The sequence below is a fragment of the Jiella avicenniae genome, assembly GCF_021390325.1.
GTDB lineage: Bacteria > Pseudomonadota > Alphaproteobacteria > Rhizobiales > Rhizobiaceae > Jiella > Jiella avicenniae.
This window is the reverse complement of the sequence record NZ_JAJUWU010000016.1, coordinates 79,902-95,252: the sequence shown is the minus strand read 5'-3', so window position 1 is coordinate 95,252 and position 15,351 is coordinate 79,902. Positions and strand designations below refer to the sequence as shown.

Sequence of the window (15,351 nt, the reverse complement as noted above, 5' to 3'; positions counted from 1 at the left end):
ATCAGGCTTCGAGATCGTAGAGCGGCTGGCCGGCCATCACCGCGTCTTCGTTCTCGACGTGAAAGGCAACGAGGGTGCCGGCCGCCTCGGCGACGACGGGGGTGAAGGACTTCATCACCTCGATCAGGCCCACCGTGTCGCCGACGGCAATCGCGTCACCCACATTCTTGAACACCGGCTCCTCGGGCGAAGGGGCGCGATAGAACGTGCCGGGGATCGGCGCCTCGATGGTGGTCTTCGTCATGGGGGCTCGCCTGTGCTCGAGGAGAATTTCGACGAGCCTTGCAAAACTTCACGTCGGCGTAAAATTGCAAAACCGAAAACGTCACATCAAGAAAACAGATACCCCTATCCGGGATCGCCGGCAGTGATACAAAAGCCCACCGCAGGGCCAGTCCTGTGCGATCCTGCCGATGCGGGCGCGTCGTCCCAGCGTCACCGAAGAGAGTTCGCCCGTTGTCGATATCGCTGAAGCAGATCCGCTATTTCGTCGCCGCAGCCGAGAGCGGCCGGATCAGCCGCGCTGCCGTGGAACTCAACGTCTCCCAGTCGGCGGTGACGACCGCGATCCAGCAGCTCGAGGTCCTGGTCGGCGCGCCCCTGCTCGAACGCACGCCCCAGGGCGTGCGCGTGACGATCGAGGGCGGGCGCTTCCTGCCCCAGGCCAAGCAGATCCTCTCCTCCGTCGCGGAAGCGATCCGCAGCCCGCATATGAGCGGCGAGCAGATCACGGGCCAGGTCCGCGTCGGCGTGACCTATACCGTGTCCGGCTACTTCCTGCCGCCGCATCTGATCCGTTTCAACGCGAACTACCCCGGCATTACGCTCGAACTCTTCGAAGCGCCCCGCCCGGTCCTGGAGCAGGCGATCGTCGACGGAGCCCTCGACGTGGCCGTCATGCTGGTCTCCAATCTGGAAGACCGGGAGCACATCGCCAGCGAGATCCTCGAGCGCTCGCCGCGCCGTCTCTGGCTCGCCCCCAGCCACCCCCTGACCCGCAACGAGCGCGTCACCCTCTCCGACATCGAGCCGCATCCCTATCTGATGCTGACCGTCGACGAGGCGAAAATCACGTCGATGCGCTACTGGACGATTGCCGGTCTCGAACCGAAGGTGAGCTTCCGCACGGCCTCGGTCGAGGCGGTCCGTTCCATGGTCGCGGCCGGCATCGGCGTGACCATCCTGTCCGAGATGGTCTATCGGCCCTGGTCCCTCGACGGCCAGCGCATCGAGACGCGGGTCATCGACGAGGGCGTGCCGAGCATGGATGTCGGTCTCGCATGGAAGCGGGAGACGGCTTTCGACGCAGCCTGCACCGCCTTCTGCAATTTCATGCGCTATGCGACGGCGAGCAGCGGTAACCTGCAGCAGTAACCGAGTCGCCGGCGCCATAGATTTTGCAGATACCGGGTCGCGATTTATTCGATTTGACCCGACGCCCTGATCCCGTCCACCTTCAGAACCACTGCAAAGACGGCGGTTCGAGCAAAGGACGAGCAACTTGGGCGTCACCATCAATTGCGATATGGGCGAAGGCTTCAGCCTGTACGAGTGCGGCGACGATGCCGGACTGATGCCCTTCGTCGACATCGCCAACGTCGCCTGCGGCTTTCACGCCTCGGATCCCTCGGTGATGCGGGCGACGGTGGCGCTCGCCGCCCGCCACGGCGTCGCGGTGGGGGCGCATCCCTCTTTCCCGGATCTCCAGGGTTTCGGGCGCCGCGAGATGACGATGGACCGGGAAGAGCTGGCTGCCTGCCTGATCTACCAGATCGGGGCGCTCAAGGGCTTTCTCGACGAAAAGCGGCTGAAGCTCAACCACATCAAGCCCCATGGCGCACTCTACGGCGCGGCGATGCGGCACGAGCACGTCGCCAACGGCATCGCCGACGCGGCGCAGATCTTCGACGTTCCGCTGCTGTGCATGCGCGGCACGCTGCAGGAGGAGGTCTATGCCGCACGCGGCGTTCCCTTCCTGGCCGAATATTATGCCGACCTCGACTACGATGCGTCCGGCGGACTGATCATCACCAGGAAGCATGACGCCAAGGACCCGGAAGAAGCCGCACGCCGGGTCAAGCGGGTGCTGCTCGACAACAAGGCGACCACCACCGAGGGGACGCTGATCGACATGCGGGCGGACACGATCTGCATCCATTCCGACACGCCCGGCGCAGTCGAACTCGCCCGGGCCGTCCGGCAGGCGGTGGGCGAAGTCGCCTAAAATTGCATCGCCCGGTGGATGGACTCGCCGGTAGCCGTCGCGTCCACTGCACCGGCGCGACGAGAGGCGAAAAGAGCGACAAAACGACGAGGCGCCCGCAAGGGCTGTCCAGAGGCGCGACGAAGGGGATGCAAACGCCGCACGTTCGAGGATGATCGGAGTGAGTGTAATGCACGAGAGATTTTCGACCCGCGATCTCGCCCCGCCACAGCGTCGGTCGGCTTGGCAAAAGGCCGTCTCCGAGATCTATTTCCCCCTCGATCTGGCCTTTCACGGCTCGCGGCTCTTCGACGGCACGCTCGATGCCTGGACGCTCGGCGCCGTGTCGATCTCGCGAAACTGCTCCAATGGCATGCTGTATCGCCGCCATCAGCACCACCTCGTCGAGGAGCGGGACGAAAGCTACCTGATCACCGTGCCGGAACTTTCCGAGGTTCGCTTCGTCCAGGACGGCCAGGACGTTTCCTGCGCGCCGGGCGGCTTCCTGATCGAGCGCAGCCATCTTCCTTACGAGTTCAGCCACGCCGATCCGGCCTCGCTGTGGGTCCTGAAGGTGCCCCGCGCGGTATTGGAATCCCACATCAGCCGTCCCGAACGCCTTGCGACGTTGCGCTTCGACGCGAGGTCCGGCGCAGGTGCGCTCTTCGTCGACATGCTGCGCCTGGCGGTCGGACGCATCACAGAGTTCAACGAGGCCTCGTGCCGGCTGATCGGCGGGCAGCTCGTGGAGCTCCTCGCCGCGGCAGTGACGGAAGACAGCCGGGTCCTGTCCGGTTCGTCGACCACGGTGCGTAACGCCCATCTGTGCCGGGCCGAAGAGATCGTCCGCAACCGGCTCGGCGAGCCTGGCCTGACCCCGCAGAGGGTCGCCGACGCCTGCGGCATCTCACTGCGCTATCTCCAGCAGATTTTCGAGGAAGAAAACATCACCGTCGGCGGATACATCCGCAGCCAGCGCCTCGCGGCCAGTGACCAGCGGCTGCGCGATCCCCGCTTTCGAGGATCGATTTCCGAGATCGCCTATTCGTGCGGATTCAGCGATCAGGCCCAGTTCAGCCGCAGCTATCGCGCTCGGTTCGGTCGGACGCCGAGCGAGGCACGCACGGCGGCCCGCAGCCCCGGCTGACGCGCGCAGCCGGCCGTCGCCGGCCCTCGCCTGCTCACGCATGACGTCTGCATGACCATTGTGCTGCGCAGCAAATATGCATTTTTCGCAAGCGCAAAAAAATCAGGCCGCGAGTTCGCGCACGCGCAAGGAATCACGCGCCAATCGTCAAGAAGCGTCGAATGAAAGCTGTTTAGCTCGCCTCATGAGCCCACGGCCAAGCCGCTGACGAGGAGCGGTCTGGCGCAGGATCGGGAACGAGACCGTTGCAGAACCTCCGCGTAGCCGTCGATGTCGGCGGCACCTTCACCGACATGTGCATCATGGACGAGACCACCGGTCTCATCCGGATCGAGAAGACGTCGTCGACCAGCGATCCGATCGAGGGGATCATGACGGGCGTTGCCAAGGCCGGCATCGACCTTGCCGACGTCGCGCTGTTCTCGCATGGCACGACGGTTGCGACCAATGCGCTGATCACCCGCCGCCTGCCGCGAACCGCCCTCGTCTCCACCAGGGGCTTCCGAGACGTGATCGAGATCCGCCGCGCCAACAAGGAAGACCTGTGGGACGCCTACAAGGACGTCGTCAAGCCCTACGTCCCGCGCCGCGACCGGCTCACCGTTCCAGAGCGCGTCGACGCATCGGGCGCGATCATCGAGACGCTGGATCTCGATGCTGCCCGCGAGGTTGCGCGTATCCTGAAAAAGCGCGGCGTCGAGGCGATCGCCGTGTGTTTCATGAACGCCTATCTGAACGGCGAGAACGAGCGGGCGATGCGCGACATCCTCGTCGAGGCGATGCCCGACGTTCCGGTGTCGGTTTCGTCGGAGGTGCTGCCCGAGATCTTCGAGCACGAGCGGTTCTCGACCACCGTCGTCAACGCGGCTCTCAGCCCCGTCGTCGTCAGCTACACCAATCGGTTGGGGGACCGGCTGGCCGCCGACGGCTACACCCGCGACCTCCTGCTCCTGCACACCGGCGGCGGCGTGATGACGCCCGCGAGCGTCAAGGACTTCGCCGCCCGCCTTGCCGGCTCGGGCATTGCCGCCGGTGCCATCGCCAGCCGCCACATCGCCGGCCTCTGCGGCTTCCCCAACTCCATCGGCCTGGACATGGGCGGCACGTCGACCGACGTTTCGCTGGCCTATGAAGGCCAGTCGCGGGTGACCAAGGACTGGTACATCGAGTTCGGCTATCCCATCCGCTTCTCCTCGATCGAGGTGATGACCATCGGTGCCGGCGGCGGCTCGCTCGCCTGGACCGACGAGGCCGGCTCGCTGCGCAACGGTCCGCAATCGGCCGGCGCCAACCCGGGACCGGCCTGTTACGGGAACGGCAACGAACAGCCGACCAACACCGACGCCAACGTCACCCTCGGCCGGCTCGGCACCAGCCTTGCCGGCGGCTCGGTGCAACTCGACGCAGGGCTCGCCCGAACGGCGGTGGAAAGCGTCGCCCAATCGTTCGATCTCTCGATCGAGGCAGCGGCGGACGCGATCGTCCGGGTGGCCAACGCCAACATGTCCGACGCGGTGCGGCTGATCTCGATCAGCCGCGGCTACGACCCCCGCGACTTCGCCCTCGTCGCCTTCGGCGGAGCCGGCGCGTTGCACGGTGCCGACGTGGCCCGTGAACTCGCCATCCCCGTCGTGATCGTGCCGACGAATCCCGGCGTCACCTCGGCACTCGGCTGCCTGCTCGTCGACATGCAGCACGATTTTTCCGAAAACTGCATGGTCGAGGCGGCGGAAGCCGATCCCGAGACCATCGAGGCCCAGTTCGCGCGGATCGAGAGGGAAGCCCTGCACCGCCTGACCCACGAAGGCGTCGAGCCCGAGGACATCGTCTTCCAGCGCTCGGTCGACATGATGTATCGCGGCCAATGGCGGTCCCTTGCGGTCACGGCACCGAGCCCGATCCGCTCGATCGCCGACCTGGTCGAAGAGTTTCACCGCGAACATCACCGCGAATACAACTTCCGCCGGGACGACACGCCGGTCAGTCTCTTCCGGGTCAATCTGAAGGCGATCGGCGTCGTGCCGAAGGCCGACCTGAAGGTTCACGAGCCGACCGGCGAGACGCCCGGCCCCGCCAGCCGCCGGACCGTCTGGTTCGACGACGCGCCCCACGACACCCCGATCTACGACCGCGCGGAGCTACCGGCCGGCTTCGCGCTCGAGGGACCTGCCATCGTCGAGCAGGTGGACTCCACCACCGTCGTGCCGCCCTGGGCGAAGGCCGAGGTCGACAAGTATCTCAACATCATCATTCGCGCGAAGGGGTGAGACCGATGGCGAGCGAACCACTCGATCCCGTGACCTTCGAGGTCCTGAAGAACTCCTTCATCACCGCCGTCGACCAGATGGGCGAGCAGGTGCTGCGAACCTGCTATTCCTTCGTGATCTACAATCACGACTTCTCCAGCGGCCTGCACGACGCCGCGGGCGAATGTGCCGCGCAGGGCAACCAGGACATCGCCGTCCATGTCGGCACCCTGCATTTCACCTGCCAGGACGTCATGCGCCACTTCGAAGGCGACATGCACGAAGGCGACGTCTACGCCATCAACGACCCCTATGCCGGCGGTACGCACTTCTCCGACGTCCGGCTGGTGCGGCCGATCTTTTCGGACGGGAAAGTCATCGCCTACGCCCAGTCGAACGGCCACTGGTCCGACGTCGGCGGCTCGGTGCCGGGCTCCTTCGACGTCTCGGCGAAGGAAATGTTTCGCGAGGGCCTGCGGATCACGCCCGTCCGGCTGTTCTCCAAAAACGAAATCCACAAGGACGTCGCGGGCCTGATCGCCCAGAACACCCGCGATCCCGCCTCGATCATCGGCGACATGCAGGCCCAGGCTCAGGCGACTCGGGTCTGCGAGCGCGAGATCCTGCGCCTCGTCGACAAATACGGCCGCGACACGATCGAGACCGGGCTTTCGGCGGTGCAGGACTATGTCGAGCGGGCCGTGCGCCAGCGCATCGCGGCGATGCCCGACGGTGAATGGGAGACCGTCGACTATATCGACCGCGACCCCGCCGGCGGCGAAGGCATGATTCCGATCCGGATCAAGATGACCATCAAGGGCGACAAGGTGATCTACGATTTCACCGGCAGCCATCCGGTGATCGGCTCGATCTACAATTCCGCTTTCGGCACGACCTTCTCCGGCGTCGCCGCCGGCATGAAGACCTTCTTCCCGGATCTGCCGCTGAATTCCGGCTTCTACCGCGCCTTCGAGATCATCGCGCCGGAAGGCTCGATCGTCGACGCCAAATGGCCGGTCGCCGTCACCGGCTTCCTGATGCCCTTCGAGAAGATCATGAACTCGATCTACGAGATGTGGTCGCGGCTGATGCCGGAGCGGGCGCTCGCCTGCGCCTTCAACCTCGAATACCTCCTCACCGGCGGCTGGGACAAGCGCGCCTCCGACAAGTCGATCTTCATGTTCTACGACTGGCTGCCCGGCGGCTGGGGCGGGCGCAACGGCAAGGACGGCAACAACTGCACCACCGCCTCCTTCGGCACCGGCATGATGGCCCAGCCGGTCGAGGGGCAGGAGCGGGCGAGCCCGATCATCTGCACGGAAATGGAGATCATCCAAGACTCGCCCGGCCCCGGCAGATGGCGCGGCGGAGCGGGGCTGAAGAAGACCTCGCGCATGCTCGAAAGCGACAACGTCGTCATTTCCTACATCTGCGACCGCGAACGCGCCGTCGTCTGGGGCATCGAGGGCGGTCTGCCTTCCATGCCGCACGGCCTCACGCTGAACCGCAAGGGCGAGCAGCGCGACGAACGTCTCGGCGCGATCTTTTCCGACGTTCCGATCCACGAGGGCGACGTCTTCTCCCGCCCGACGGCGGGCGGCGGCGGCTTCGGAGATCCGCTCGACCGCGACCCCAGGCGCGTCCTCGAAGACGTCGTCGACGAGTATGTCTCGGTGGAACGCGCGGCGAAGGACTATGGCGTCGTCATCCGCGAAATCGACGCCGAGCTTTGCGAATACGAGATCGACCAGCCGGCGACCGAAGCCCTGCGCCAGGAGATCCGCTCGAAGCGTGTCGCCTGGGCGCGGGAGGATCCCGAAGGCGTCGCAGCCCGCTACAGGGCCGGCGAGATCGACGTGTTCGACGTCATCCGGCGGCATGCCGTCGTCCTCGAATGGGAGAGCGGCGAACTCCTGCCTGAATCGACCCGGCAGTTCCGCGAAGCCTTCGAACGCCGCTCGATCGGCGAATGGGCTCCCGCCTGAGAGCACACCGCATCGCCTCTGCATCCATGCCCAGACCAATGCCCCGAAACCTTCGAAAGGATTTTGAGATCATGGCCGCCAGACCGAAGACCCGCATCGCCCTCGCCACGGCGAGCTCCCTCGCAATGCTCGTCGGAGCGACCGTGCCGAGCATGGCTGCCGATGCCAAATCGTCGGCGTCCTGGTGGCCGTTCCCGGTCTTTGACGCCTCCTCCGGCACGCCCGAGGAGGCCGAGTACGAACCGCTCGACAAGGCGGAAAAGGCCCACGACATCTGCGTCCTCTTCCCGCACATGAAGGACAGCTTCTGGGTCGCCGTCGCCTACGGCATCGTCACCCAGGCCAAGGCCGAAAACGTCAACATGAACCTCTACGAGGCCGGCGGCTACGAGAACCTGCCCAAGCAGATCTCGCAGTTCGACGACTGCATGGCGAGCGGTGCGGATGCCATCGTCGTCGGCGCGATCTCCGGCGCGGGCCTCAGCCAGAAATTTGCCGAGGCGAAGGAAAAGAACATCCCTGTCGTCGGGGTGACCAACCCGCTGCCGAAGGACGCCCTGCCAGCCGCCAACTATGTCGACTTCGTCGCCATGGGCGGCGTGACGGCGAAGGGCCTGCTCGACCAGATCGGCGAGGAGGAGGCCAACGTCGTCACCTTCCCGGGACCCGCAGGCTCCGGTTGGGCGGAAGACTTCAACAAGGGTTTCAAGGACACCGTCGCCGGGCACGACAACGTCAAGATCCTCGACGAGAAGTTCGGCGACTCGGGCGTCGCGGTGCAGCTGAAGCTCATCCAGGACGCGCTGCAGACCTATCCCGAGATGAACGTCATCTGGGGGACGGCGCCGACCGCAGAAGCCGCCATCGGTGCGGTTCAGCTGGCCGGTCGCCCGGACATGAAGATCATCTCCTCCTACGAGAACCAGGCGATGCTCGACGCGCTGAACAACGGCCAGATCCTGGCCTTTGCGACGCAATATCCGGTCGCCGAGGGCGCCATGGCGATCGACCAGGCGGTGCGGCTGATCGAGGGCAAGGACGTGATGAAACTCGCCCAGCCGAAGGCCGACGTCATCACCGACGAGACGGCGAAGGACCTCAACATGGATCTCGTGCTTGCGCCGGCCGACTGGAGCCCGGAATATTCGGTCACGGCCCAGTAACGGCGTTTCGACCGACGATGGTGGACAGGCGAACGGCCTGTCCACCTCCTGCCGTTTCAGGAGTGGGCGATGACATCGGCCGACATCACGAGAACGACGACCCCGAACACGGCCGAACCGCTGCTCGTCCTGTCCGGCGTGACGAAGCGGTTTCCCGGCGTGCTCGCCCTCGATGGCGTCGACCTCGACGTGAAGGCCGGTGAACTCCACGTCCTCTTCGGCGAGAACGGCGCCGGGAAATCCACGCTGATCAACGTCATCGCCGGCACCTTCCCGCCGACCAGCGGCAGCTTCCGCTTCGGCGGCGAGGAGATGAGCGAGCTGACGCCGCACGAGGCCCGCGCCATCGGCATCAGCCCGGTCTTCCAGGAATTCTCCCTCGTTCCGAGCCTGACCGTCGAAGAAAACCTGTTTCTCGGCCGAGAGAAATCGGCGGCGGGCGTCCTCGATGCGGGCGGCATGCGCAAGCGGGCCCGCGAGCTGATCGGCGAACTCGGCTTCGACCTCTATCCGAAGGCCCGCGTCGACAGTCTCGATCGTGCTCACCAGCAGATGGCCGAGATCGCCAAGGCGCTGCTCGGCAACGTCAAGCTCCTGATCCTCGACGAACCGACCGCCTCCCTGACCGAACGCGAGACCGGCCGCCTGTTCGAGCTGATCGCGAAACTGAAGACCGACGGCGTCGGCATCATCTACGTGTCCCATCGCATGCGCGAGATCCGGGCGCTGGCCGACCGCGTCACCGTGCTGCGCGACGGCCGCCACATCAAGACGCTCGACGCGGCGACCGTCACGGACGGCGAACTCGTCGAACTGATGACCGGCCGCAAGATCGACGTCCTGTTTCCGACGATCGCCCACGATCCCGGCGAGACCGCGATCGAGGTCCACGATCTCTCGACCGCCGACGGCCTGGTCAAGGGCGTGGATTTCGTCGCCCGGGCCGGTGAGATCACCGGCATCGCCGGCCTCGTCGGCTGCGGAAAATCCGAATTGGTGCGGGCGATCTACGGCATCGCCCCGATCGCCTCGGGAAGCGTGGCCCTGCGCGGCAAACTTCTCGACAGGCTCGACCCGCGCACCAGCCTCAGGCGCGGCGTCGCCTATTTTCCGGCCAACCGCGGCGTCGAGGGCCTCGCCCTTTCCCGTCCCATCCGGGAAAACGTCTCGATGGCCGCCCTCGACCTCTCCCGCTACCAGCGTGGCGGCGTCATCCGCCGCGCAGCCGAGCGCGCCCTGATCGGGCCGATCATGGAGACGCTGAAGCTCCGCCCGCCCAACATCGAGCGCGCGGTCGGCGACCTGTCCGGCGGCAATCGCCAGAAGGTGATGCTCGGCCGGGCAATGGCCCGCGATCTCGACATCTTCCTCTTCGACGAACCGAGCGTCGGCATCGACGTCGGCGCCAAGGTCGAAGTCTACGAATTCATCAAGCGACTGGTGGAACAGGGCGCGGCGGTCGTCGTCGTCTCGTCCGAACTGCCGGAGGTGCTGGCCCTCTCGAACCGGCTCTACGTCATGCATCATGGCCGCATCGCGGCGCTGCTCGAGGGTGCGGCGAAAACCGAGCAGAACGTCCTGTCGAGCTTTTTCGAGGAAGAGAGCCGGGAGAAGGCCGCATGAATTCGACCGCGACCCTTTCTTCCGGAAACCGCACCGCCTCCTCCGGGGATGCGCTCGACCTCGTCCTCAGGATCGGGCTCCTGCCGATCCTGATGGCGATCGTCATCGTCGGCACGTCGCTAATGTCGCCGTATTTTCTCGGCTGGATGAACATCGTCAACATTTTGCGCATGGCCTCCTTCCTGGCGATCATCGCCTGCGGCCAGGCGCTGGTGATCATCGCCGGCGGCTTCGATCTGTCGGTCGGGGCGGTCGTCGCGCTGGCGAGCGTCGTGACGGCCAAGGCGATGGCCGCCGCGGCGAGCGCCATCGGCGGGCCGGACATCGTCGCGATCGTCATCGGCATCGGCGCCGGCCTCGGATCGGGGCTCGCCGTCGGCCTCTTCAACGGCATCTGCGTCTCGCGGCTGAAGGTCTCCGGCTTCGTCGTGACCCTCGGCACCATGTCTGCGACGGCGGGCATCGGCCTGCTCCTGACCAACGGCATCCCGGTCTACGGCATGCCCAAGGCCTTCGTGCAGGCGATCGGCCGCTCGCAGTTTCTCGGCTTTCCGCTGGCGATCTACATCGCGCTGGCCGTCATCCTCGTCATGGTCTTCGTCCAGCGCCGCACGCTCTTCGGTCGCTACGTCTATGCCATCGGCGGCAATCTGGACGCGGCGGTCGTCTCCGGCGTCTCGATCCGGCCGCATCTCGTCGGCACCTATGTCGTCTCGGGCGGGCTTGCCGCGCTCGTCGGCATCCTTTTGACCGCCCTCGTCGGATCGGGTCAGGCCAGTCTCGGCGGCGACGCGATGATGCTGCAGTCGATCGCCGCGGCTGTCATCGGCGGGGTCAGCCTGCGCGGCGGCATCGGCCGGGTCGAAATCGTCGCCGTCGCCGCTCTCTTCCTGACGATCCTCGGCAACGCGCTGAACCTCCTGCACATCGATTCCCGCATTCAGCCGATCTTCCTCGGCCTGATCATGGTCCTCGCCGTCGCTCTCGACGAGTTCAGCCGCCGGAGAACGTCCCGTGTCTGACGCCAATCTCACCGCCACCACCCGCTCCGCCGACCTCGACGGCAAAACCCGGGATCGGCGCGCGTTCGATCGCTCCTTCGGCCAGCAATGGCTGCGCAAGCTCGCCCTGCCGATCGCGCTCGTCGCCCTTCTGGCCGGCTTCGCCCTCGCCGACGACCGGATCCTGACGAGCTACAACCTCCTCAACATCGCCCAGCAGACGAGTTACCTGGCCCTCTTCGCCATGGCGCAGATGGTGGTGATCCTCACGCGCGGCTTCGACCTGTCGCTCGGCCCGACCGTGTCGATGGTGTCGGTCGGCGCGGCCCTGGCCATGGCCGGCATGGGCGGCGGCGAGGCCGGCGGCCTCGTCGTCGTCACAGCCGCGCTCGCCGCCGGCCTCGCGCTTGCGGTCGCCTGCGGCCTGTTCAACGGCGTCGTCGTCGCGCTTCTGGGAGTGAGCCCCCTGGTCGCGACGCTCGGCAGCATGAACATCGCCATCGGCGTCGCCACGACCATATCCGACGGCCGCCCCGTCCAGGGCGTCCCGTCGGCGTTCTCGCAGGTCTTCTACACAGGCTCGTTGCTGGGGCTGCCGATCGCCATCGTGATCGCCCTCGTCGTCGGCGTCGCTCTCGCCTTCGTGCTGTCGCGGACGGTCTTCGGCCGCTCGCTCTACATCATCGGCACCAATCCGCAGGCCGCCGCCGTCGCGGGCATCCCGGTGAAGCGCCTTCTCGTCTACGCCTATCTCCTCTGCTCCGCCCTCGCCGCCCTCGGCGCGCTGATGATGACGGCGCGCACCGGCTCCGGCGAGCCCAATCTCGGCGGCACCCTTTCGCTGCAATCCATCGCCGCTGCGGTGGTCGGCGGCACCAGCCTTGCCGGCGGTCGCGGCGGCGTCGCGACGGCGGTGCTCGGCGCCCTGTTCATCACCATCCTGTCGAACGGCATGAATCTCACCCGCATCGACGGCTACGTGCAGATGATCGTGCTCGGCGCCATCGTCATCCTCGGCGTCGTCCTCGACCGGCTGCGACTGAGTGCCCGCTGACCGAACCGATGCGGCCGGGGCGCATCCCCCTATCGGCCAAGAGGAAGAGAGCTTTGCCCGGCATGCTTCCGACGCCACGGTCGTCCGTCGCCCTGCCGACCAGCCTCGGCGAGGCGCTGGGCGCACTTTCAGACCACGGCCCCGGAGGCGGACCTTTCGCCGCCGGCGATCGTCTCGATGGCCACCGGGATCCGGCTTCACCGGTCGGGAGGGAGGCGAAGCCCCCGGACCTGCCGCGTTCCGCTCGCCGCGACGTCGTGCCGGTCGAAGCGGACGTCGCCGACATGGGTCGCCGACACGCGGACGACCTCCAGCCGACCGACGAGATCGCGTGAGACCCTTTTGCACCGACGCCGCATCCAGAGAGAGAACCGTTCCGATGAGCGACATTCCGAATTCCATCGAGGCCCGCGACCGCGCCTATCAGCTCCATCCGCTCGTCGATCTCAGACGGCACGAGACCACCGGCTCGCTGGTGATCGATCGCGGCGAGGGCGTCTATGTCTTCGACACCGACGGCAAACGCTATTTCGAGGGGCTCGCGGGCCTCTGGTCGGTCGCCCTCGGCTTCGGCGAAAAGCGGCTCGGCGAGGTGGCGAAGGCGCAGATGGACAAGCTGCCCTACTATCACATCTTCTCCCACAAGACCCACGGGCCCTCGGTGGAACTCGCCGAGAAGCTGATCCAGATCGCGCCCGTGCCGATGTCGAAGGTGCATTTCACCTCCTCGGGGTCCGAGGCTAACGACCTCGTCGTGAAGCTTTGCTGGTACCGCTCCAACGCCCTCGGCAAGCCCGACAAGAAGAAGATCATCGGCCGGATCAAGGGCTATCACGGCGTCACCATCGCCGCCGGCTCGATCACCGGCCTCGCCCGCAACCATGCGAGCTTCGATCTGCCGCTCGACCGCATGAAGCACACCGCCTGCCCCGATTACGGCTCGATGGCGCTGCCGGGCGAGAGCGAGGCGGAGTTCTCCCTCCGCATGGCCGACGATCTGGAGAAGCTGATCCTCGAGGAGGGCCCCGACACCATCGCCGCCTTCTTCGGTGAGCCGGTCATGGGATCGGGCGGCGTCTACGTGCCGCCCGAGAACTACTGGCAGGAGATCCAGAGGGTCCTGAGGAAATACGACGTCCTGCTCGTGGCCGACGAGGTGATCACCGGCTTCGGACGGACCGGCAACATGTTCGGGTCGACGACCTTCGGCATCGAACCGGACGTGATGGTCGTCTCCAAGCAGATGGCCTCGTCCTACATGCCGATCGCGGCGATCCTGATGAACGAGGGCTTCTACGCCCCGATCGCGGACGAATCGGCCCGCATCGGCGTCTTCGGCCATGGCTACACGGCCTCGGGCCACCCGGTGGCGACGGCCGTGTCGCTGGAAAACATCAAGATCATCGAGGAGCGCGATCTCGTCGGCAACTGCCGCAGGCTGTCGCCGAGATTCCTCGCCCATCTCGACGACCTCGCCCGCCATCCGAAGGTGAAGCTGCGGCGGGGAATCGGGCTGATCGGCGCCCTCGAACTCCACCCCGACGGCGAGCCCGGCAGAGCCGGCGCGGCAATGGCATCGGCGGCGCTCGAAGAGGGCGTCATCGGCCGCTCGGTCGGCGATGCCTTCTGCCTCTGTCCGCCGCTGATCATCACCGCCGACGAGATCGACGCGATGTTCGCAGCCGTCGGCCGCGCACTCGATCGGCTGGGATGAGGGCGAAGAGAACGGCGGCGATGACCGAGGTCCGGGCGCTGTTGGAAGAGCTGGGGGGATGGGGTACCTGAGGCGGCGGATTTGCCGGAGGCGGCGGAGTAATGGCAGGCCGTGCAGCGACCGATGCGATTATCAAGGGCAAATGTGCGATCTCGGTCAACGATCCGGGGCATCCCTTGCCGACGGGCTGGAGCCGTGCGCCGCTGACCGACGTCGCAGACCTCGGAACCGGGCACACGCCGAGCCGCCACGAGCCGGATTACTGGGACGGTGACATTCCGTGGATCGGCATTCGGGACGCCGGCGCCAATCATGGAAAGGTCATCAAGGATACCGCACAGCACGTCACAGAACTGGGGCTGGATAATTCCGCGGCAGTCCTCTTACCGAAGAACACCGTGTGCCTCTCACGAACGGCGTCCGTTGGATATGTCGTGAAGATGGGTCGAGACATGGCGACGAGCCAGGATTTTGTGAACTGGACCTGCAGCGAGGCGATCGACCCGGACTACTTGGTCAACGCGCTTCTTGCGGAAGGCGAAGACATTCGCCGCTTCGGCGAAGGCTCGACCCATACAACGATCTATTTCCCGGAAGTCAAAGCGTTTCACATCGACCTTCCCCCCGCCGCCGAACAGCGCCGGATCGTCGCGAAGCTGGACGCGCTGACCGCCCGCATCGCCCGTGCGCGGGTGGAGCTGGATCGGGTGGCGGCGCTGGCGGAAATAACGCGCCGCAGTGCTGTCGTCGCGGCGTTTCGCGGCGAACTCACAGCGAATTGGCGCGAGCGGGCCGGACTCCAGACGCACCTCTCCGAAGCAATTCTAGGGCGCGCCTACGAGACCTGCGCCGGCAAGAAGCGAAAAAAGCCCGCTGCCAAGATCGAATGGCGGCCAGACTTCGACCTGCCGCATGGCTGGAGATGGGCGTCCATCGACGAAATTGTCGGCGTCGTTCAGTACGGCACGTCAGCCAAGACTGACGACGATCTCTCGGGAATTCCAGTCCTTCGAATGGGAAATATCCAGAGCGGCAATCTCGATTGGGAGAACCTGAAGTTTCTATCAAAGGAGCACCACGAATTCCCGTAGCTGCTGCTCAAGGAAGGCGACGTCCTCTTTAATCGCACAAATAGCTTCGAGCTTGTCGGCAAAAGCGCTGTCTACCAGGGCTTCCAAACCCCCGCTTCGTTCGCGTCCTATTTTATCCGGCTTC

The 15,351-nt window shown here is 65.8% G+C and carries 13 protein-coding genes; 12 read left to right on the top strand and 1 reads right to left on the bottom strand.

The window, feature by feature from the left end:
• Nucleotide 1: 1 nt before the first annotated feature.
• Nucleotides 2-244: an acetyl-CoA carboxylase gene (locus LZD57_RS15790; RefSeq protein WP_233720443.1), complete on the bottom strand. Its 243-nt coding sequence runs from the start codon at nt 242-244 to the stop codon at nt 2-4.
• A 212-nt stretch (nt 245-456) separates the two neighbouring features.
• On the opposite strand from LZD57_RS15790, the gene LZD57_RS15785 reads away from it, so the two are divergent.
• The 12 genes from LZD57_RS15785 to LZD57_RS15730 all read left to right on the top strand — a co-directional run bounded on the left by LZD57_RS15785 (nt 457) and on the right by LZD57_RS15730 (nt 15,227).
• Complete coding sequence (locus tag LZD57_RS15785; protein WP_233720442.1) at nt 457-1,374, top strand: LysR family transcriptional regulator; 918 nt, start codon at nt 457-459, stop codon at nt 1,372-1,374.
• Between the two features lie 127 nt (nt 1,375-1,501).
• Nucleotides 1,502-2,224 (top strand): LamB/YcsF family protein, encoded by a 723-nt coding sequence (locus LZD57_RS15780; RefSeq protein WP_233720441.1) that lies wholly within the window; start codon nt 1,502-1,504, stop codon nt 2,222-2,224.
• A 169-nt stretch (nt 2,225-2,393) separates the two neighbouring features.
• Nucleotides 2,394-3,350, top strand: coding sequence for an AraC-like ligand-binding domain-containing protein (locus LZD57_RS15775; protein ID WP_233720440.1), 957 nt, complete (start codon nt 2,394-2,396; stop codon nt 3,348-3,350).
• Between the two features lie 245 nt (nt 3,351-3,595).
• Complete coding sequence (locus tag LZD57_RS15770; RefSeq protein ID WP_233720439.1) at nt 3,596-5,617, top strand: hydantoinase/oxoprolinase family protein; 2,022 nt, start codon at nt 3,596-3,598, stop codon at nt 5,615-5,617.
• 5 nt (nt 5,618-5,622) lie between these two features.
• On the top strand, nt 5,623-7,581 hold the full coding sequence (locus LZD57_RS15765) for a hydantoinase B/oxoprolinase family protein (RefSeq protein ID WP_233720438.1): 1,959 nt from the start codon (nt 5,623-5,625) through the stop codon (nt 7,579-7,581).
• A gap of 71 nt (nt 7,582-7,652) precedes the next feature.
• Entirely contained in the window at nt 7,653-8,744 is a 1,092-nt protein-coding gene (gene torT, locus LZD57_RS15760) for a TMAO reductase system periplasmic protein TorT (RefSeq protein ID WP_233720437.1), read from the top strand.
• A gap of 69 nt (nt 8,745-8,813) precedes the next feature.
• Nucleotides 8,814-10,367: a sugar ABC transporter ATP-binding protein gene (locus LZD57_RS15755; RefSeq protein WP_233720436.1), complete on the top strand. Its 1,554-nt coding sequence runs from the start codon at nt 8,814-8,816 to the stop codon at nt 10,365-10,367.
• Entirely contained in the window at nt 10,364-11,389 is a 1,026-nt protein-coding gene (locus LZD57_RS15750; protein WP_233720435.1) for an ABC transporter permease, read from the top strand. The genes LZD57_RS15755 and LZD57_RS15750 overlap by 4 nt, the downstream gene beginning before the upstream one ends.
• Nucleotides 11,382-12,422, top strand: coding sequence for an ABC transporter permease (locus LZD57_RS15745; RefSeq protein WP_233720434.1), 1,041 nt, complete (start codon nt 11,382-11,384; stop codon nt 12,420-12,422). The genes LZD57_RS15750 and LZD57_RS15745 overlap by 8 nt, the downstream gene beginning before the upstream one ends.
• 62 nt (nt 12,423-12,484) lie before the next feature.
• A complete protein-coding gene (locus LZD57_RS15740) occupies nt 12,485-12,757 on the top strand; it encodes a hypothetical protein (protein ID WP_233720433.1) in 273 nt (90 codons plus the stop codon).
• A gap of 44 nt (nt 12,758-12,801) precedes the next feature.
• Nucleotides 12,802-14,136, top strand: coding sequence for an aspartate aminotransferase family protein (locus LZD57_RS15735; RefSeq protein ID WP_233720432.1), 1,335 nt, complete (start codon nt 12,802-12,804; stop codon nt 14,134-14,136).
• 101 nt (nt 14,137-14,237) lie between these two features.
• Entirely contained in the window at nt 14,238-15,227 is a 990-nt protein-coding gene (locus tag LZD57_RS15730; RefSeq protein WP_233720431.1) for a restriction endonuclease subunit S, read from the top strand.
• Nucleotides 15,228-15,351 lie beyond the last annotated feature (124 nt).